19 protein-coding genes and 1 tRNA gene are annotated in these 18,503 nt (G+C 62.2%); 12 read left to right on the top strand and 8 right to left on the bottom strand.

From position 1 onward, the window contains the following. Nucleotides 1-53: 53 nt before the first annotated feature. The 6 genes from V6766_RS03055 to V6766_RS03030 all read right to left on the bottom strand — a co-directional run bounded on the left by V6766_RS03055 (nucleotide 54) and on the right by V6766_RS03030 (nucleotide 4,296). Nucleotides 54-1,046, bottom strand: coding sequence for a WavE lipopolysaccharide synthesis family protein (locus V6766_RS03055; RefSeq protein WP_448463477.1), 993 nt, complete (start codon nucleotides 1,044-1,046; stop codon nucleotides 54-56). A 155-nt stretch (nucleotides 1,047-1,201) separates the two neighbouring features. After that, the gene (locus V6766_RS03050; RefSeq protein WP_448463475.1) at nucleotides 1,202-1,540 is read right to left on the bottom strand and encodes a hypothetical protein; all 339 of its coding nucleotides are present in this window, start codon (nucleotides 1,538-1,540) and stop codon (nucleotides 1,202-1,204) included. Next, on the bottom strand, nucleotides 1,537-2,277 hold the full coding sequence (locus tag V6766_RS03045; RefSeq protein ID WP_448463473.1) for a glycosyltransferase family 2 protein: 741 nt from the start codon (nucleotides 2,275-2,277) through the stop codon (nucleotides 1,537-1,539). The genes V6766_RS03050 and V6766_RS03045 overlap by 4 nt, the downstream gene beginning before the upstream one ends. Continuing rightward, complete coding sequence (locus V6766_RS03040; protein ID WP_448463471.1) at nucleotides 2,274-2,924, bottom strand: HAD family hydrolase; 651 nt, start codon at nucleotides 2,922-2,924, stop codon at nucleotides 2,274-2,276. The genes V6766_RS03045 and V6766_RS03040 overlap by 4 nt, the downstream gene beginning before the upstream one ends. 2 nt (nucleotides 2,925-2,926) lie before the next feature. Beyond that, the gene (locus V6766_RS03035) at nucleotides 2,927-3,553 is read right to left on the bottom strand and encodes a phosphodiesterase (protein ID WP_448463469.1); all 627 of its coding nucleotides are present in this window, start codon (nucleotides 3,551-3,553) and stop codon (nucleotides 2,927-2,929) included. Beyond that, complete coding sequence (locus tag V6766_RS03030; protein ID WP_448463467.1) at nucleotides 3,553-4,296, bottom strand: glycosyltransferase family 2 protein; 744 nt, start codon at nucleotides 4,294-4,296, stop codon at nucleotides 3,553-3,555. The genes V6766_RS03035 and V6766_RS03030 overlap by 1 nt, the downstream gene beginning before the upstream one ends. Before the next feature lie 334 nt (nucleotides 4,297-4,630). Between V6766_RS03030 and V6766_RS03025 the strand changes: the two genes are divergently transcribed. From V6766_RS03025 to V6766_RS02980, 10 genes are all read left to right on the top strand, one after another. After that, on the top strand, nucleotides 4,631-5,632 hold the full coding sequence (locus V6766_RS03025; protein ID WP_448463465.1) for a Gfo/Idh/MocA family protein: 1,002 nt from the start codon (nucleotides 4,631-4,633) through the stop codon (nucleotides 5,630-5,632). 2 nt (nucleotides 5,633-5,634) lie between these two features. Continuing rightward, complete coding sequence (locus tag V6766_RS03020; RefSeq protein ID WP_448463463.1) at nucleotides 5,635-7,209, top strand: acyl CoA:acetate/3-ketoacid CoA transferase; 1,575 nt, start codon at nucleotides 5,635-5,637, stop codon at nucleotides 7,207-7,209. A 241-nt stretch (nucleotides 7,210-7,450) separates the two neighbouring features. Next, nucleotides 7,451-8,218, top strand: a complete 768-nt coding sequence (locus tag V6766_RS03015; protein WP_448463461.1) for an enoyl-CoA hydratase/isomerase family protein — start codon at nucleotides 7,451-7,453, stop codon at nucleotides 8,216-8,218. A 2-nt stretch (nucleotides 8,219-8,220) separates the two neighbouring features. After that, nucleotides 8,221-9,738, top strand: a complete 1,518-nt coding sequence (locus V6766_RS03010) for an aldehyde dehydrogenase family protein (protein ID WP_448463459.1) — start codon at nucleotides 8,221-8,223, stop codon at nucleotides 9,736-9,738. Nucleotides 9,739-9,837: 99 nt separating this feature from the next. Then, nucleotides 9,838-11,094: an ABC transporter substrate-binding protein gene (locus V6766_RS03005; protein WP_448463457.1), complete on the top strand. Its 1,257-nt coding sequence runs from the start codon at nucleotides 9,838-9,840 to the stop codon at nucleotides 11,092-11,094. A gap of 378 nt (nucleotides 11,095-11,472) precedes the next feature. Then, entirely contained in the window at nucleotides 11,473-12,375 is a 903-nt protein-coding gene (locus tag V6766_RS03000; RefSeq protein WP_230721490.1) for a carbohydrate ABC transporter permease, read from the top strand. Next, entirely contained in the window at nucleotides 12,372-13,253 is an 882-nt protein-coding gene (locus V6766_RS02995) for a carbohydrate ABC transporter permease (RefSeq protein WP_018065269.1), read from the top strand. The genes V6766_RS03000 and V6766_RS02995 overlap by 4 nt, the downstream gene beginning before the upstream one ends. Nucleotides 13,254-13,258: 5 nt before the next feature. Further along, the gene (locus V6766_RS02990; protein WP_448463455.1) at nucleotides 13,259-14,368 is read left to right on the top strand and encodes an ABC transporter ATP-binding protein; all 1,110 of its coding nucleotides are present in this window, start codon (nucleotides 13,259-13,261) and stop codon (nucleotides 14,366-14,368) included. A 2-nt stretch (nucleotides 14,369-14,370) separates the two neighbouring features. After that, the gene (locus V6766_RS02985; RefSeq protein WP_448463453.1) at nucleotides 14,371-15,855 is read left to right on the top strand and encodes a GMC oxidoreductase; all 1,485 of its coding nucleotides are present in this window, start codon (nucleotides 14,371-14,373) and stop codon (nucleotides 15,853-15,855) included. After that, nucleotides 15,852-16,604 (top strand): 3-ketoacyl-ACP reductase, encoded by a 753-nt coding sequence (locus V6766_RS02980; RefSeq protein ID WP_448463451.1) that lies wholly within the window; start codon nucleotides 15,852-15,854, stop codon nucleotides 16,602-16,604. Before V6766_RS02985 ends, V6766_RS02980 begins: the two co-directional genes overlap by 4 nt. Nucleotides 16,605-16,681: 77 nt before the next feature. Here the strand turns inward: V6766_RS02980 and V6766_RS02975 are convergent. Both V6766_RS02975 and V6766_RS02970 read right to left on the bottom strand, forming a co-directional pair. Beyond that, nucleotides 16,682-16,768, bottom strand: a tRNA-Leu gene (locus tag V6766_RS02975). 103 nt (nucleotides 16,769-16,871) lie between these two features. Further along, entirely contained in the window at nucleotides 16,872-17,174 is a 303-nt protein-coding gene (locus V6766_RS02970; RefSeq protein ID WP_448463449.1) for a SelT/SelW/SelH family protein, read from the bottom strand. Nucleotides 17,175-17,346: 172 nt separating this feature from the next. Between V6766_RS02970 and V6766_RS02965 the strand changes: the two genes are divergently transcribed. Beyond that, nucleotides 17,347-17,835 (top strand): GFA family protein, encoded by a 489-nt coding sequence (locus tag V6766_RS02965; RefSeq protein WP_448463447.1) that lies wholly within the window; start codon nucleotides 17,347-17,349, stop codon nucleotides 17,833-17,835. Nucleotides 17,836-17,959: 124 nt separating this feature from the next. Further along, nucleotides 17,960-18,496: a hypothetical protein gene (locus tag V6766_RS02960; RefSeq protein WP_448463446.1), complete on the top strand. Its 537-nt coding sequence runs from the start codon at nucleotides 17,960-17,962 to the stop codon at nucleotides 18,494-18,496. Nucleotides 18,497-18,503 lie beyond the last annotated feature (7 nt).

Raw genomic sequence — 18,503 nt, 5'->3', positions numbered from 1 at the left:
CCTTCCTGACCCTCCAGACCGCGTGCCCCGGCCTTGCCGGGAGCGCGGTCATCTCAGCGCGGCAACAGGAAGAACTCCAGCACGCCGGTGCGGATTGCCCGGCGGCGGATCTTGCTCTTGAACGGCAGCGAGATGACATTGCCGATCAGGCGACAGACCTTGTAGGGTTTGTAGAATTTCTCGATCTTCTCGCGCTCGGGGTCTTCCGCCGGAACCGGCGTGCTCGCATCGACATGCTTGCGGTAAAGCCCGATCCACTCATTATGGGTGTAGCAGGTCATGAACGAGTTCGGATGCACCTTCATCACGAAGGTCGGCTTGGAGGGCATCAGGTCGAACTGGTCGAAGGTGAGGAAGACGAAATTCGAGGCGAAATACTTCTCGGTTTCGAGGATCGCCTGCGGATTGGCGTCCTTATAATAGGCGCAGGGCACATGCCTTCCGTCCCGGCGCAGGGCATTGACGAAAATATGCTGCTCCGGCGTGTAGCGGTTATAGCGCTGGCCGCCGGTATCCCAGTTCGCCTCCTCCTCGGTCATCAGCGGTACGTCGAACATCTTGCGGATGTCGTCGGTGTAGCCGAAGAAGGCCAGGTCCGAGGGGTGGAACGGAAAGCTCACCCGCGAGCGCGGATTGCGCGAAAAATAGCAGGCCGCCAGCAGCTTGTGCGAAAACACCTGATAGGCATCGACGCTGTCGGGATAGGCGTCGAAAAACCGCAGGAACCCGTCGCCCGTCAGCCTGAAATCGGTGCGCATGCGGAAGCAGAAACGGGTATCGACCTTTTCCAGCCCGGCGCGCGTGCCGACAATCTGGCGGTTGACATTGTTGGGTTTTTCGCCTGCGCGCGGGGAATAGTAGAAAAAGCCCGGATCCTCGCACAGCACCACCTCGTCGCAGTCGAGACCCGACGTATCGGTTCCGACCCAGGTCGACAGAATGATCCTGGAGGAGGGAAAAAAGCGCCTGACCGCGGCAAAACTGCCGCGCAGAAAAGACTTGTCCACCACGCCCTGGAACAGAAATGTGATTTCGTCTTTGTCCATCTTCTCACACCCTACGATCAGCGTGCCCCAGCTTGATAAACCCATACACTACACGGAACCCAAACAGATGTAGAGCTAGTAAATATAATGCAGTCTCTGAGTACCCGGATAACTATATCCCGCGCAGACCGCAGGAGTTTCATTCCCGGTACACTTCAATCCTGCCGGGCAATTCCCATATATTTGTCGTTCGTTGCGCCCGGAAGCTTCACCACGACATTGATACTGTCATTCTCCAGACATTCGAAATCGGTTGCCTCTCCCGGCTCCATCACGATGATGTCGCCGGCGCCATATTCGACCCCGTTCATGCGGATCCGCCCCTGCACCACGACGGTGTATTCGGTCGCGACCTTGTGAAAATGCGCGGCCTCGCTGTCGCCGCGATCATAACGCTTGACCGCGACCTCCACATCCTCGGTCTTTGCAAGGCTGGGGTCAAAATTGCCGATGAACCAGCCCTTCACCATGTCGTCAAGGCGCGCGGTCTTCAATGGAGCAGCCCCTCCTTGTGGTCGTTGAGCTGAGAGATGTACTGCGCAAGCTGCATCTCCGTCTTCAACGGGTGGAACCTGTCATTGCTGATGAATTCGATGCCGACCTTGGCGTGGCGCAGGATCATCTCGTTGATGGTCTGGCTGATGTAGAAGGCGTTGTTGATCTTGCGATCCTTGCGCACGACGTTGAGGGCGGCGCGCACGAAATCCTTGCCGCTGCGGAAATAATAGAAGCTCACCAGCGCATGCTTGCTGATCGGCCGCTTTTCGGCGACCTCGCAGACATCGCCGTCCTGATCGAGAAGCGCGAAGGAATAGCGCGGATGCACCGAGCGGAAGGCCAGCACGCCGGCATCGCAATCGCGCTCGCGGAAGACTTTGACGATACCGTCAAGATCGGCCTCGACCAGTTCGTCGGCGGCGACCAGCACGATCTCCTCGTTCTCGTCGATATGTTCAGCCGCCAGAAGCGCGGTGCAGACCGAGCCCGCCGTCGGGCCAGCGACCTCGACGCAGAGACCGTTATCGGTGGTCTGGCGGATCACGTCATCGACATTGAACTTGCGGATATCGGCGGACCTGACGCAGAAGATGATCTCGCGCGGGGAAAGCTTCTGGAGGCCGGCGATCTGGCGCTCCAGAACCAGTTCCTCGTTGAACTCCGTCATGTAGAGCGGATAGAGCTCGCTCTTGATGTCGAGGTTTTCACCGCCCATCAGCACAACGATCTTCATGCCGCCGACCCCACTGACTTGGCTGCCTGATCGATCTCGGCGATCCGCGCCTTGATCCCGGCATAATTGACTTCGTCCACTTCCTTCACGACCATCACATGCGCGCCGGAGGCGGTCGCGGCCTTGATGCCGTTCGGATTGTCCTCGACGATCAGGCATTCCTTGGGGGAAAGCCCCATCCGCTCGATCGCCTTCAGATAGATTTCCGGGTCCGGCTTGCTCTTGGTGACGTCCTGGTTGGACAGCTTGAAATCGAGATAGGGCGCAAGGCTCGCCTTTTCCATCATCAGCATCACGGTATCGCGCATGGAATTCGAGGCCACCGCCAGATGATAGCCTTCCATCCTCAGACGCGACAGCGCGTATTCGTGGTCGAAGCGCGGCCGGCAGCGCTCATAGATGATCTCCATCGTGTAGCGCTGCTTCATCTCATTGAGGAAGTCATGAAGATAGGGCGGAAGTTTCTTCTCCACGCTCAGACGCTCAAGCTTGGTGCGCGTCGGCAGGCCATCATAGACGGTGCGATGCTCGTGGCGCTCGATGGTGAAGCCGAACAGACCGAGCGCCCGGTTGAGCGCGTCATAGTGCCATTCCTTGGCCTCGATCAGCACGCCGTCCATGTCGAAAATGACTGCCTTGATCGCCATCTTCACTCTCCCGAAAAATAATCCCGCGCCGCCTCGGGCGCGTCGGTGCACAAATAGAGCCGGCTGCTATCGATGCATTTGGCCGATTTTATGATCGACCATTGGAGCGCGGTATCGCGCCGGTGCAGGTCGCTCGACACCACACAGACCCGCTTTCCCTGGCCAATCAACCCCTCGATGAGGCCCGGACCGAACCAGTCGGAACGGAAACAGTCGAGCCAGACCCCGTCGCATTGCTCAAGCAACGGCGCATTCGGCTGAAGATCGCTCAAACCGGTGAAGACGGTCAACCCGTCGGCCACCTGTCGCACCAGGTCGGGAAGCGACATGTCGAACACGAAATAATTCGTGTGGCCATAGGCCGCCAGTATCTCCTTCACCTTGCCGCTCAACCCGTCCGCCTTGATATTCAGCGCCAGCATCAGATTCCGGCCGTCCATGACATCCAGAACGTCCGAAAGCCGCGGCTCGTTCCCTGTCGGCATGTCATGGGCGATGACAATTTCGCCGGCATGGTCGCGTAGATCGGTTTCGGTGCCAAAGCCGCGATCGAAGGAGCGGACGAAGGCCGTCATGGCGTTCTTTTCCGCTGCACTTTCCCAAAGCCCCCTGTGCGACAGAACCTCCATCAGCGCACCTTTTCCGAAACCGGGTGGGCCAGAAACAGGTCGAGATCGGAGGGAATGCCGAGACCATACATGCCGTCGGCCTCGTTGCCGATCGAATAATGACCGATCCTGCGCCCGTCGCGGATCAGGTAATTGTAGGCGGGACAGATGTAGAATTCGCCATTGACGCGTTCGTCGTCGCCGATCATCGCCTTGGTCGCCGCCACCAGATCGCGGCCGGTCCTGAAATTGTAGACGCCGACCGTGGCGTCGTTGGAGATCACCCGCTTCTCCGCGGTCTCGACAACCCGGCCGTTCTCCTCGCGCACGAACGACCATTTCGGGTCATCCGCCTTCATCGTCATGATCATGCCGTCATAGCCGCCGTCGCCCATGAAGCGGAGATAATCGTTGATGTCGATGTCGATATACTGGTCCGAATTGGCGGTCATCACCGGGTCGTCATTATCGATCAGATGCTCGGCAAGCATGACCGTCGAGGCCTGGCCTTCGGTGATATGATCGATGCCGATGATCTCGACATTGCCTGCAAGCGCCTTCAGCTTTTCCTCAAGCCCGTAATCGCGAATGTGAGCGGACTGGCAGATGAAGATGAAACGATGATCGACGGCCGGCGTCAGATTTTCGACGACCACCTGGATCATCGGCTTGCCATGCACCGGAATAAGCGGCTTCGGGTCGCTATAGCCCGCATCGGCAAAACGGCTGCCGCGACCGGCCATCGGTATCACAATATTTAGCACTCAATCATCCCTGCCGGCTTCGTTGCCGCCTATGCCCCTGCCGCCACAAAAGCATGTTCCTGATCATACCAGATCAGCTCAACCCATGTTCTCAACAAAGCTTACCTGCAGTCGCACAATATGAACAGTGATTGCGTTACCGCGAGGTCCTGTGGCCGAGAACATGGCTTCCCCGGATTTTAGGTAGTCCATGCGAAAGCCGCGGGCAACCATGCATGGCTCCTTCGCCCGATTATCCCAAACTATACTAAATTTCCGGGCACGGATTGACGTGGCGCAACCGATGGCATAGAAATCGGAAAAATTGGAACGTGCCAAAAATGGGAGGCAGGGCATGCAGTGGGGGCTTATCGGCGCCAGCACGATCGCGGCCGAATATATGATCGGCGCAATCAGAAAGCATGACGGCAACAGCGTGAACGCCGTGCTGTCATCCAGCCGCGAGCGCGCCGATGCCTATGCCGCCGCCCATGACATCCCCAATGCCGACACGGAGCTTTCCGCCCTTCTGGCGCGTCCGGAGATCAACGCGGTTTATATCTCGACCACCAATGAAAAGCATCGCGACCAAGCGCTGGCCGCCATTGCCGCCGGCAAGCATGTTCTGTGCGAAAAGCCGCTGGCGATGAGCGTCGCGGACGCAAGGACGATGGTGGAGGCCGCGCGAAAGGCCGGCGTCGTCTTTGCCACCAACCATCATCTGCGCTGCGCCGGCGCGCATCGCGCCGCAAAGGCGTTGATTGCCGAAGGCCGGATCGGCAAGGTGCTGTCGATGCGGGTGTTTCACGCCGTCATGCTGCCGGAGCACCTGCGCGGCTGGCGCATCGACAATCCGGCGGCCGGCGGCGGCGTGATCCCCGATATCACCGTGCATGACGCCGATACCGTCCGCTTCTATCTCGACGAGGACCCGCGGCGTGTGGTGGCCCAGTCCGTCAGTTCCGGCCTCGGCAAGGGCGTCGAGGACAGCGTGATGTCGGTCTGGACGATGCCGTCCGGCGTCATGGTTCAGAGCCATGAGAGTTTCACTCATCCGTTTGCCGGCTCCGGCCTTGAAATCCATGGCAGCAAGGGCTCGATCTTCGCCCGCAACGTCATGTCGCAGCGGCCAACCGGAACCGTCACGCTGGTGACGGAAGAGGGCGAAACCGATGTGCCTTACGAGAGCTACGACCTCTACGAATATGCGATCGCGGCCTTCAACCGCGCCGTTTCAGGCGAAGGCCGGCCGGCCGCTGACGGGATCGACGGCGTGAAGTCGCTTGCCGTTGCCATGGCCGTGCGCCAGGCAGCAGCCGAAGGCCGGGCCGTCGACGTCAATTACGAAGGATATTGAGCATGCCGGGCAAGATCGTCACCGCCGAGGCCGCCGTCAGCCACATCGCCGACAACGCCGTCGTCTCGGTCTCCTCGTCCTCCGGCCTCGGCTGCCCGGACAAGGTGCTGGAAGCGCTCGGCGCGCGCTTTGCCGCCACCGGCCATCCGCGCAAGCTCACCACCATCCACCCGATCGCCGCCGGCGACATGTACGGCATCAAGGGCATCGACCATATTGCCCAGGACGGCCTCCTCGACACCGTGATCGCCGGCTCCTATCCGAGCGGCGCGTCGTCGCTGCCAATGCCGGAAATCTGGAAGATGGTCGTCGAAAACCGGATCGCCGCCTATAACGTGCCGTCCGGCATATTGTTCGACATGCAGCGCGATGTGGCGGCCAAACGCCCCGGCGTGCTGACAAAGGTCGGCCTCGACACCTTCGTCGATCCCGAGCGGCAGGGCTGCGCCATGAATGACCGCGCTGCGGAAAGCCCGATCGTTGCCCGCGTCGACTTTGCCGGCGATACCTGGCTGCACTTCAAAAACTTCGCGCCCGACGTCACCATCCTGCGCGCGACCACGGCTGATGAACACGGAAACCTCACCTATGAGCATGAGGGCGCCTATCTCGGCGGGCTCGATCAGGCGATCGCCGCGCGCAACAATCGCGGCATCGTGATTGCCCAGGTCAAGCGCGTGACGGCGGCGGGCACGTTGCGCCCGCATGATGTGCGGGTTCCGGGCCACCTCATCGATTTCATCGTGGTCGATCCCGGCCAGTACCAGACCACCGAGACCTTCTACGACCCGGCAATTTCCGGCGAGGTCATCCATCCGCTGGAGGATTTCGAACTGGCCGAACATAGCATCGAAAAGGTGATTGCCCGCCGCGCCGCGATGGAGCTTGCCGCGGGCGAGACCGCCAATCTCGGTTTTGGCATCTGCGCGCTGGTGCCACGAATCCTGCTTGAGGAAGGCCATGCCGGCAAGGTGACCTGGGCGATCGAACAGGGCGCGGTCGGCGGCATGCCGCTGACGGGCTTCGCCTTCGGCTGCGCCTCCAACGCCGATGCCTTCATGCCCTCTCCCAGCCAGTTCACCTATTTCCAGGGCGGCGGCTTTGACGTGACCTTCCTGTCCTTCCTCGAGGTCGACCGCGAGGGCAATGTCAACGTCTCCAAACTCGGCAAGAAACCGTATCTCACCGCCGGCTGCGGCGGTTTCGTCGATATCACCGCCAATGCCCGCAAAATCGTCTTTGCCGGGCTTTTCGAAGCCGCGGCGACGCTTGTCCTCTCCGTCGACGGCCTGAAAGTCGAAAAGCCCGGCAAATTCTCCAAGATGGTCGACGACGTCGAGCATGTCACCTTCTCCGGCCGCCGCGCCCGCGAAACCGGTCAGGATGTGCTCTACGTCACCGAACGCTGCGTGATGCGGATCACCGATGACGGCCTTCTCGCCACCGAAATCATGCCCGGCATCGACCCCGAGCGCGACATCGTCGCGGCCTCCGGCGGCCGGGTGCGGGTTGCGGAGAATGCGACACTGATGCCGCTGTCGCTGCTTTCGGAAAAGCCGATGGGGCTGGTGCTGTGATGGTAGCTGCGGAAAATAGGCTTTTCTGGAACGCGAAGACGGGCCACCTCCAAACAATCTCCCCCCTTGAGGGGGAGATGCCCCGACAGGGGCAGAGAGGGGTGAACCCTTTCAACACATTCGGAGCAAGCGGCTCATGCCGCTACCCCTCTCTGTCGCTTTCGCGACATCTCCCCCTCAAGGGGGGAGATTGGTGGGTGGGCCCGGCAGGCGCCGAAGAAACAATATCGGAATCCACCCCATGAGCGCCCTTCACCTCATCCGCCACGATGCCATTGCTGAACTCCGGCTCGACAATCCGGCAAAGCTCAACGCCTTCACGCCGGATATGCTGGCGGCGCTCGACGCGCATCTCGATGCCATCGACGCCGACCCCGAAATCCGCTTCGTGATCCTGACCGCCGAAGGTGACCGCGCATTTTGCGCCGGCGCCGATATCCAGGCCTGGGGTGATCTGCCGCCGGCCGAATTCGCCCGCCACTGGGTGCGCGACGGCCACCGCCGGTTCGACCGTCTGGCGCGGCTGTCGAAGCCGACGATTGCCGCGCTCTCCGGCCATACGCTGGGCGGCGGGCTGGAGCTTGCGGCAGCCTGCGATATCCGCGTGATGACGCCCAATGCCACGATCGCGATGCCCGAGCCGAAGATCGGCATGGTGCCGGGATGGTCGGGCACGCAGCGCGTGGCGCGGCTTCTGCCGGAGCCGGTGATCAAGGAGATGGCGCTGTTCGGCCGCAGGCTCGACGCGGAGCGCGCGGTTGCGCTCGGCTTTGCCGCCGAAATTGCCGAAGATGCGCGCGCCGCCGCCTTCGATATCGCCGATGGCGCGCTCGCCTCTTCGGCTTACGCGACCGAAATCGCCAAATACATGCTTCATGCCGGCTACGGTGAAGATACCGCCGCCATGATCGAAACGCTCGGCAGCGGCATGATCGCCGCCTCCGCCGACAAGGCCGAGGGCGTCGCCGCCTTCCGCGAAAAACGCAAACCCGCATTCAAGGGCAGATAGGCATGACCGATCTTACCATCATCCCCGCCGGCAGCCCGCTTCAGGAGCCCGTCTTTCAGGCAAGGCATCTGATCGATGGCAAGTGGCAGACTTCCGCCGATGGCGCGAGTTTCGAACGCCAGTCGCCGGCCCATTTGGTGACCGTCACCAATGCCGCAAAGGGCGGCGTGGCCGAGACCGAGGCCGCGATCGCCGCCGCCCGCGCGGCCTTCGACGATGGCCGCTGGTCGCGCCTTTCCGGCAAGGACCGCGCCACAATTCTCCTGAAGGTCGCCGACCTGATTGAGCGCGACCTCGACAAGATCGCGCTGCGCGACACGCTGGAAAGCGGCAAGCCGATCAGCCAGGCCTGCGACGAAATCGCGGGCGCGGCCGATCTCTGGCGCCATGCCGCGGCCCTTGCCCGCACGCTTTCCGGCGACAGCCACAACACGCTTGGCGACGACATGCTGGGCGTGGTGCTGAAGGAGCCGGTCGGCGTCGCCGCGCTGATCACGCCGTGGAATTTCCCCTTCCTGATCGTCTCGCAGAAACTGCCCTATGCGCTCGCCGCCGGCTGCACCGCCGTGATCAAGCCCTCCGAAATGACGCCATCTTCGACCGTGATCCTCGGCGAACTGCTGATCGAGGCCGGCATACCGAACGGCGTCGTCAACATCGTGCTTGGCTATGGCGATCCGGTCGGGACGACCATGTGCGAGAGCGAGCATGTCGACATGGTTTCGTTCACAGGCTCCACCGGCGTCGGCAAGGCGATCGTGCGCGCCAGCGCCGGAACCTTGAAAAAGGTCTCGCTCGAGCTCGGCGGCAAGAACCCGCAGGTCGTGTTTCCGGATTGCGATCTCGACGATGCCGCCGACGCGATCGTGTTCGGCGTCTACTTCAACGCCGGCGAATGCTGCAATTCAGGCTCGCGCATCATCGTCCATGAGGACGTCGCCGAGGCGTTGACGGAAAAGGTGGTGGCACTTTCGCGGAAGGTCGCGTTCGGCGATCCGCTCGATCCTAAGACTAAAGTAGGGGCTATCATTTCCGAGGCGCATTTTGCAAAGATCGATAGCTATGTGGAGGCCGCGCGCGAGGCCGGAGCGGAGATCCCGCTCGGCGGCGGAGCGCTTGAAATCCCGGGGTTGTCAGGCCGTTTCTATGGGCCTACAGTTGTAACAAATATCAGTTCAGGCATGGCAATCGCACGGGAGGAGGTCTTCGGACCGGTGCTGTCGGTCCTGACCTTTAAATCGATTGAGGAGGCAATCGCACTGGCCAATGACGCAAGCTACGGGCTGTCGGCAGGCGTCTGGAGCAGGGATGTTTCGACCTGCCTCGCCTTCGCCCGCCGCGTTCAGGCCGGCACTGTGTGGACCAATACCTGGATGGATGGATATTCCGAGCTGCCGTTTGGCGGCGTCAAGCAGTCCGGCCTCGGCCGCGAGCTGGGTCGCTACGGGCTTGAGGAATACCTGGAGGTGAAAACCGTGACGATGCGCATCGGTCGCTCGCGCGCGCCCTGGGTGGAGTGAACTGTTCCCTTCCAAGGGGAACATGAGGAGGAAATGCCTGCCGGGCCCCGTGGAGCAATGCTCCCCCGGCGGGACCAAAAACGCAGACAGGAGGACACTATGCGTTTGAATTTTGCGAAAAGTGCAGCCGTTATCGCGATCGTCGCGGCCTCGGCTTCGGCGGCGTCCGTGAAGGCAGAGGATGTGGAAGTCCTGCACTGGTGGACGTCCGGCGGCGAGGCCTCGGCGCTCAACGTGCTGAAGGAAAACCTGCAGGATCAGGGCATCGGCTGGCAGGATATGCCGGTTGCAGGCGGCGGCGGCGAACAGGCCATGACGGTGCTGCGTGCCCGCGTGACCGCCGGCAACCCGCCGGCCGCCGTGCAGATGCTCGGCTTCGACATCACCGACTGGGCCGAGGAAGGCGCGCTTGCCAACCTCAACGACATCGCGGCCGAGGAAAACTGGGACGAAGTAGTTCCGGAAGCGCTGCAGAAGTTCTCGAAATATGACGGCAACTGGGTCGCAGCGCCCGTGAACGTCCACTCCACCAACTGGGTCTGGGCCAACAAGTCGATCCTCGACGAACTCGGCATCGAACAGCCCCAGACCTGGGACGAGCTGGTTGCAGCGCTCGACAAGGTCAAGGAATCCGGCAAGGTGGCGATCGCCCATGGCGGCCAGCCCTGGCAGGATGCCACCATCTTCGACGCCGTGGTGATGGCGACCGGCGGACCGGAATTCTACCAGGCCTCGATGATCGACCTCGATCCCGAAGCCCTCGGCTCCGACACGATGAAGGAAGTGTTCGACCGCATGACCGTTCTGCGCGGCTATGTTGACGACAACTTCTCCGGTCGCGACTGGAACCTCGCTTCCGCCATGGTCATCAACGACGAGGCCGCCTTCCAGTTCATGGGCGACTGGGCCAAGGGCGAATTCCTGAAAGCCGGCCTGACGCCGGGCGAGGATTTCCTGTGCTTCCGCTTCCCCGGCACGCAGGATCAGGTCACCTTCAACTCCGACCAGTTCGCCTTCTTCAACCAGGGCGACGAGCCGACGGCTCAGCAGGTGGCGCTCGCCAAGGCGATCATGTCGCCGGAATTCCAGTCGGCCTTCAACGTCGTCAAGGGTTCGGTTCCGGCGCGCACGGATGTTTCCGACGCCGATTTCGACGCTTGCGGCAAGCAGGGCATGAAGGATCTGGCGGCGGCCTCGTCGTCGGGCAACCTTTTCGGCTCCATGGCCCACGGCCACGCCAACCCGGCTTCGGTCAAGAACGCGATGTACGACGTGATCACCGCCCAGTTCAACGGCGAGTATGATTCCGAAACGGCAACGGAAGAGCTGGTCACCGCGGTTCAGATCGCGCAGTAAAAGGCTCGTCCGGAGGCGCCCAAGCGCCCCCGGCATTCTGCTGAGCTAGCGGGTCCACCTGGGTACGATTCCTTTTTGCGGTGGAGTTAGTCCCGAGCAGAGCCGCTTGCGCCAACTATTCTCTCCCGCTTGCGGGAGAGATGCCCCGAAAGGGGCAGTGAGGGTGAAGCAGCATTTCAAAACGCGAGGGCGTTCAAGGGGATACTCTCCCCCCTCACTGTCGCTTCGCGACATCTCTCCCCTCCGGGGCGAGAAGACTTGGAGGCTTTGCGGCAACGAGCCGAGAATGCTTTCGCAGGAAGAGGCCCGCCAGCGCTTGCAGGGCTAACAACAACACATCGGCGAACCCATCAGGCTTCGCCAATCCGGAGGGTTTGAATGGCTTCGTCCGCGCAAAGAAGCGGGAGAGCGGGGGATTTTCTACGCGATGCCCTGCCGAAGATCGTGCTCAGTCCGTCGCTCGCGATGGTGCTGATCTTCGTCTACGGCTTCATCGCCTTCACCGTCTATCTCTCCTTTACCGACAGCCGCATCCTGCCGAGCTTCGATCTCGTCGGCTGGAAGAACTATATCAACCTGTTCCGGCTCCGGGCCTGGACCATCGCGATCAAGAACGTCGCGATCTTCGGCTCGCTCTACATCATCTTCTGCTGCGCGATCGGGCTGATGCTGGCGATCTTCCTCGACCAGAAGATCCGCGCCGAGGGCTTCATCCGCTCGATCTATCTCTATCCGATGGCGCTCTCCTTCATCGTCACCGGCACCGCCTGGAAATGGTTTCTCGATCCCGGCATCGGCCTTGAGGCCGTGATGCATTCCTGGGGCTGGACCAGCTTCCAGTTCAACTGGATCAAGTCCAACCAGATGGCGATCTACACCATCGTGATCGCCGCCGTATGGCAGACCTCCGGCTTCGTCATGGCGATGTTCCTCGCCGGCCTGCGCGGCATTGACGGCGAGGTGCTGAAGGCGGCCCAGATCGACGGCGCGTCGAACTTCTCGCTCTACCGCCGGATCGTGATCCCGCAGCTTCGGCCGGCCTTCATGTCGGCGATCGTGGTGCTCGCCCATATGGCGATCAAATCCTACGACCTCGTGATCGCGCTGACCGGCGGCGGACCGGGCCGCGCCACGGAGCTTCCCGCAACCTTCATGTATTCCTACACCTTCACCCGTAACCAGATGGGCATCGGTGCGGCATCCGCCGTGATCATGCTGATGTCGGTCGCTGCCATCATGGTGCCCTATCTCTGGTCGGAACTGAGGGAGAAGAAGCAATGAGCAGCAACGCTTCCACTCAAGTTGTCTCGACGGGCCGCACGGCACGGTTCTTCATCTACACCGTGCTCCTGATCTTCTGCCTCTATTACCTGCTGCCGCTTTACGTGATGGTGGTGAACTCGCTGAAGCCGCTGCGAGAAATCCAGGCCGGCGGGATGATGAACCTGCCGGAGGCGCTGACCTTCGAGCCTTGGAAAAGCGCATGGTCGACCGCCCAGATCGGCGTGCAGGCGACAGGCCTCAAGCCCTATTTCTGGAACTCGATCCAGATGGTGGTTCCCGCCGTGGCGATCTCCACCGTGCTCGGCGCGCTGAACGGCTATGTGCTGACCAAATGGCAGTTCCGCGGCCACAACATCATCTTCGGCCTGCTGCTGTTCGCCTGCTTCATCCCGTTCCAGATCGTGCTGATCCCGATGGCGCGCATTCTCGGCATTATCGGGCTTGCGGGCTCCGTGCCGGGGCTGATCTTCGTCCATCTGGTCTATGGCATCGGCTTTTCGACGCTCTATTTCCGCAACTATTACGCCCAGTTTCCAAGCGAGCTGGTGCGCGCGGCGATGATCGACGGCGCCGGCTTCTTCACCATTTTCCGCCGCATCCTGCTGCCCTCCTCCGGGCCGATCGCGGTGGTCTGCATCATCTGGCAGTTCACGAACATCTGGAACGACTTCCTGTTCGGCGCCTCGTTCTCCGATTTCAACAGCCAGCCGATGACGGTGGCGCTCAACAATCTCGTCCAGTCGTCGACCGGGGTGAAGGAATACAATGTCCACTTCGCCGGCGCGATCATGGCGGCGATGCCGACATTGCTCGTCTATATCGTCGCCGGACGCTATTTCGTACGCGGCCTGATGGCCGGCAGCGTTAAGGGTTAAGGCCAATGGGTTTTCTGAAAATTGACAAGGTCACCAAGAGCTTCGGTTCCCTGACCGTCCTGCACCAGACCGATATCGAAGTCGAGGAAGGCGAGTTTCTCGTGCTCGTTGGCCCGTCGGGCTGCGGCAAGTCCACGCTTTTGAACATGATCGCCGGCCTCGAACCGGTCTCCTCCGGCGACATCGTCATCAACGGCCGCTCGATGAACGGCGTGCGCCCGGCGGAACGCAACATCGCCATGGTGTTCCAGTCCTACGCGCTCTATCCGAACATGAATGTCGCCGAGAACATCTCCTTCGGCCTTGAAATGCATGGCGTGCCGAAGGAGAAACGCGAAAAGGCGATCGACAGCGTCGCCGATCTCCTGCAGATCAAGCACCTCCTGAAGCGCAAGCCCGGCCAGCTTTCCGGCGGCCAGCGCCAGCGCGTGGCGATGGGCCGGGCGCTGGTGCGCGACCCGGACGTGTTCCTGTTCGACGAGCCGCTGTCGAACCTCGACGCCAAGCTGCGCGTCGACATGCGCACCGAGATCAAGAAGCTGCACCAGAAGCTCGGCACCACCATCGTCTACGTCACCCATGACCAGATCGAGGCGCTGACGCTGTCGACCCGGATCGCGGTGATGTTCGGCGGCCATGTCCAGCAGCTCGGCACGCCGAAGGAAATCTACGACAACCCGGCCAACATGTTCGTGGCCGGCTTCATGGGCTCGCCTTCGATGAACCTGTTTCCGGCGAAGGTCACGGTCGAGGGCGGCAAAGCGGTGGCGAAGTTCCCGCTTGCCGATGGCAGCAACGCCGAACTGCCCTTCCCCGAAGGGTCGATGATCGATCACGGCGGACGCGACATCATTCTCGGCATCCGCCCGGAGGCGATCACCGACGAGCTGGGCGCCGACCGCTCCTCCGATGCCGTGCACATCATCAAGGCCAGGGTCGAGGTGACCGAGCCTGCGGGCTCCGATACATTCGCGGTCGCCGAAATGGGCGGCAAGGAGGTCACGGCCCGGTTCCGCGCCGATGTCGAGGTCAAGCCGGGCGACGTGTTCCCCTTTGCTGTCAATATGGACAAGGCCGTCGCCTTTGACCCGAAAACCGAAGAGCGGCTCCGATAGCAATGCGGGTTTCGCCTGATGTGGTCATCATCGGCTCCGGCATGGGCGGGGCGACGCTTGCCGCTAGCCTCGCCCCTACCGGGGCCGAAATCCTGATCCTGGAACGCGGGCAGCAGATCCCCGACGACGCGCCGGCGCGCGATCCGGACCGGATCTACAGGAACAGCGCCTTCCGCTCCGACGAGACCTGGCTGGATGCGGACGGCAACCCCTTCTCACCCGGCAACTATTACAATGTCGGCGGCAATACCAAGCTCTATGGCGCGGTGCTCTACCGCTACCGCCGGCAGGATTTCCAGGCGATGGAACACCTGGGCGGAGTCTCGCCGGCCTGGCCGTTCCCCTATGAGACGCTCGCGCCGTATTACGATGCCGCAGAAGCGCTCTATCAGGTGCGCGGCGATTTCACCGAGGACCCGACCGAGCCGCCCCATGCCGGGCCATACCCCTACCCCGCCGTGCCGGACGAGCCGGCGCTTGCCGCTGTCCGGCGGCGGCTGGCGAAGGCCGGGCTTCACCCGGCAGCGCTTCCGCTCGGCGTCGACCTCGACCTCTGGCTGTCACACGGCAATGACGGCTGGGACGGCTATCCCGATACCCGCTCGGGCAAGATGGACGCGGAAACCTGCGCGCTGGCCGCCGCATTGTCTCATAACAATGTACGCATGGAGACAGGTGCCCGCGTGACCCATCTGACGGCCGAGCCTGATGGCCGCCGGATCGCGAGTGTCACGTACGAGCAGGCCGGCCAGACCATCACGGTGACGCCGAAGATCGTGGCGCTTGCAGCCGGCGCGGTGCAGACCGCCGCGCTTCTTCTGAAGTCCGGGCTTGCCAATTCCTCCGGCAAGGTCGGCCGCAATTTCATGAACCACAACGCCACGGCGATGATCGCCTATGATCCGCGCTTCGAAAATGACGCGGTCTACCAGAAGACCTTCGCGATCAATGACTGGTATCTCGCCGACGGCGACAACGGTCCGCCGCTCGGCAACGTGCAATTGCTGGGCCGGGTGGTGCCGAAAATCCTGAAGGCGACCACGCCCTCCATGCCGATGGCGCTCGCAACGCACCTCTCCCGCCATTCGGTCGATTTCTACGCGATCTCCGAGGACCTGCCGAACCCGGAAAGCCGGGTGGTGCTGAACGGCAACGAAATCCAGCTCCTGTGGCGGCGCTCCAACATGGAGGCGCATAACCGGCTGGTGAAGCGGATGAAACAGGCGCTGCGACGCGCGGGTTTTCCCGTCGTGCTGTCGCGCCTTTTTGATGGCCGCGTGCCCTCGCACCAGTGCGGCACCGCGCGGCTCGGAGATGATCCGGCGACCGCCGTGCTCGATCCCGATTGCCGCAGTTTCGACCATGACAACCTTTATGTCACCGATGCCTCGGCGCTGCCGACGTCGGCCGCCGTCAATCCGTCGCTGACGGTCGCGGCCCTTGCGCTGAAGGCCGGCGACGCCATCAAAAGGGAGTTTGCACGATGAAAACCGCGCTGATCACCGGCGGCCAGCAGGGCATCGGCCTCGGCATCGCCAGGGCGCTTGCCGGCGCAGGCTATGCGATCGCGATCGCCGCCGAGGCCGACCCCGAAAGCCCGGCCGTTCGAGACGCGCTCGCGGCCCTTGGCCCCGAGGCCCGCTACTATCGCCACGACGTGCGCGATATCGCTGCGATCCCGACCCTTCTGGACCGGCTGGAGGATGATCTCGGCCCGCTCACCACCTTCATCTCCAATGCCGGCGTCGGCGCGCCGATCCGCGGCGACATGCTGGACCTGTCGCCGGAAAACTTCGATTTCGTGATGGATGTGAACCTGAAGGGCGCGTTCTTCCTGGCGCAGGAGGCCGCAAAGCGCATGCTCGGCCATGATCAGGGCTACCGCGCGATCATCTTCATCACCTCGGTCAGCGCCGAAATGGTCTCGGTGGAGCGCGCCGAGTACTGCATCTCCAAATCCGCCGCCGCCATGGCCGCCAAACTGTTCGCGGCCCGGCTGGCTCCGGAAAATATCGGCGTCTTCGACATCCGCCCTGGCATCATCGAAACCGGCATGACGGCGGGGGTGAAGGACAAGTACACCGCCCGCATCGAAACCGGCCTCGTGCCGGCCGCCCGCTGGGGCACGCCGGATGACGTCGCCGCCGCCGTGCTGCCGCTGGCGCGCGGCGATTTCGCCTTCGCCACCGGCTCGGTGATCACGGCCGATGGCGGACTTTCGATCTCACGGCTGTGATGCAAAACAAAAAAGCACGGAGAACCGGGCTTTTTGCGGCGTTTCTGGACATCCACGGACGTTCTGAAACATGAAATTGGTGCCCAGAAGAGGACTCGAACCTCCACACCCTTGCGAGTACCAGCACCTGAAGCTGGCGCGTCTACCAATTCCGCCATCTGGGCAATGACGGCTCGTTTAAGAGGCGTGGCGGCATTAGTCAACGGGTATTTGACGTTTTCGCGACAAAAAAGCTGTCCGCTTCGACCACGCCTGGCGCTCGCCGCCTCAGTCCTGCTTTCCGGCCTCGCCGGCGCGATCGACATGGCCGAGATCGCGCTCGGGATCGATGATGTCGCGCACCTTCTGCTTGAGTTCCTTGGGGCCGGGAAAGCCGCCGTCGCGCTTGCGTTCCCAGATCAGTTCGTCATCGACCCAGATTTCGAAAATGCCGCCGGTGCGCGGCTCGAGCGTGACCGCGCCGATTTCGAGCGAGAAGGTCGAGAGCAGTTCCTGCGCCATCCATGCCGAGCGCATCAGCCAGTTGCACATGCTGCAATAGACGATTCTGATTTTCGGTTTTTCCGCCATGTGACGCTCCCTTTCGCGAATGTCCTGATTAAAACAGGTGCGGGGAAATGGATAGCGCTTCGTCGCCCGCCAAGGCGTAAAACACAGGAAACCTCCGACGCCGAGGCAAGACAAGTTGCTCGCAGCCCGGCGCCATGCTTTTCTGCGCCGAGGCAAGATGGGGAAGCGGTGAATGTCCGACGCAGTTTTCGAGGGCGGCTGTTTTTGCGGCGCCATACGTTTCAAGATGAACAGGCGCCCGATGTTCATTCACGCCTGCCACTGCCGCGATTGCCAGCGCCAGACCGGCGGCCCGTTTGCCATAAACGGGCTGGTTGAAGGGGATGCGATCGAAATTGCAAGAGGCGCGCCGGTCGAACACCGCCTTCCCACCACCAGCGGACGAGCGCATGTCATTTCGTCCTGCGCCGATTGCGGGGCTCCGCTCTTAAGCGACTATGGCGGACGCGGCTGGCTGAAATTCGTGCGGATCATGGCCCTGGACGAGGCCGAGCACTTCGAGCCCGATGTCCACATCTACACGCGCTCGAAACTGCCCTGGCTGCCATTGCCGGCAGGGGCCCGGAAATTCGAGGCCTATTACGAGATGAGCGAGGAATGGCCCGAAGAAAGCCTCGCCCGCCGGGCCGACGCCGAGGCGCGGCACAAAAGCCGACAGTGAGCCTTCCATGCAACGGTGAAAAAGCGATGCAGCCGACATGGAACCAACCGGACCCTCCTGCGGTTGATTTTTGAAGCCAGATAAGCCTTTCTTGTGTTTGAACCGATTGCGAAAGAGCGCGCCCGTGAAAACGATCCCGATCCTGACCCTCGTCTGCTGCACAGTGCTTGCCGCCTCCTGCACCACCACGCCCCAGTCCGGCCGGCTGCCCACGACGCCGTCGGCACCCCAGGCGCCCGTTTCCGCCGTCGATGGCGAGTGGCGCGACAAGGACGGGATCATATCGCGCTTTGCCGGCGGCCGGTTCGAGACGCTTTCGGCCGACAGCAACACGACGCTTGCCATCGGCACCTATACCGAGACCGGCAATCTGATCGAAATCGAGCTGACCTCGGTGCTGCGCCGGACCCAGTCCAGGGTCAACTGCGCGCTGGTGGCCCCCTATCTGATGAACTGCACGCCGAGCCAGGGCGCGAAGTTCTCGATCTACAAGCCAAGCATGGCCCCTGTCGGCTTCACCCTGCCCGATCTGTCTCAGCAGGTGGCGAGCGCCGATGCTTCCCAGATGACCCCGGCCAACACCATGTCGCCGCCGACGACAATGCCCGCCGCCACGCCCTCGGTGAATTTCTCCGGCGCGCAGACCGGCGGAAGCTTCTGACAACGCG

Source organism: Martelella sp. AMO21009, from assembly GCF_053484295.1.
This window is presented reverse-complemented; position numbering and strand designations above follow the sequence as displayed.

Bases quoted from the DNA above. Each gene is read 5' to 3' on its own strand.
- V6766_RS03055 (WP_448463477.1), bottom strand. From the start codon at position 1,046: ATGGACAAAGACGAAATCACATTTCTGTTCCAGGGCGTGGTGGACAAG.
- V6766_RS03045 (WP_448463473.1), bottom strand. From the start codon at position 2,277: ATGAAGATCGTTGTGCTGATGGGCGGTGAAAACCTCGACATCAAGAGC.
- V6766_RS03040 (WP_448463471.1), bottom strand. From the start codon at position 2,924: ATGGCGATCAAGGCAGTCATTTTCGACATGGACGGCGTGCTGATCGAG.
- V6766_RS03035 (WP_448463469.1), bottom strand. From the start codon at position 3,553: ATGGAGGTTCTGTCGCACAGGGGGCTTTGGGAAAGTGCAGCGGAAAAG.
- V6766_RS03025 (WP_448463465.1), top strand. From the start codon at position 4,631: ATGCAGTGGGGGCTTATCGGCGCCAGCACGATCGCGGCCGAATATATG.
- V6766_RS03020 (WP_448463463.1), top strand. From the start codon at position 5,635: ATGCCGGGCAAGATCGTCACCGCCGAGGCCGCCGTCAGCCACATCGCC.
- V6766_RS03015 (WP_448463461.1), top strand. From the start codon at position 7,451: ATGAGCGCCCTTCACCTCATCCGCCACGATGCCATTGCTGAACTCCGG.
- V6766_RS03010 (WP_448463459.1), top strand. From the start codon at position 8,221: ATGACCGATCTTACCATCATCCCCGCCGGCAGCCCGCTTCAGGAGCCC.
- V6766_RS03005 (WP_448463457.1), top strand. From the start codon at position 9,838: ATGCGTTTGAATTTTGCGAAAAGTGCAGCCGTTATCGCGATCGTCGCG.
- V6766_RS03000 (WP_230721490.1), top strand. From the start codon at position 11,473: ATGGCTTCGTCCGCGCAAAGAAGCGGGAGAGCGGGGGATTTTCTACGC.
- V6766_RS02995 (WP_018065269.1), top strand. From the start codon at position 12,372: ATGAGCAGCAACGCTTCCACTCAAGTTGTCTCGACGGGCCGCACGGCA.
- V6766_RS02990 (WP_448463455.1), top strand. From the start codon at position 13,259: ATGGGTTTTCTGAAAATTGACAAGGTCACCAAGAGCTTCGGTTCCCTG.
- V6766_RS02985 (WP_448463453.1), top strand. From the start codon at position 14,371: ATGCGGGTTTCGCCTGATGTGGTCATCATCGGCTCCGGCATGGGCGGG.
- V6766_RS02980 (WP_448463451.1), top strand. From the start codon at position 15,852: ATGAAAACCGCGCTGATCACCGGCGGCCAGCAGGGCATCGGCCTCGGC.
- V6766_RS02970 (WP_448463449.1), bottom strand. From the start codon at position 17,174: ATGGCGGAAAAACCGAAAATCAGAATCGTCTATTGCAGCATGTGCAAC.
- V6766_RS02965 (WP_448463447.1), top strand. From the start codon at position 17,347: ATGTCCGACGCAGTTTTCGAGGGCGGCTGTTTTTGCGGCGCCATACGT.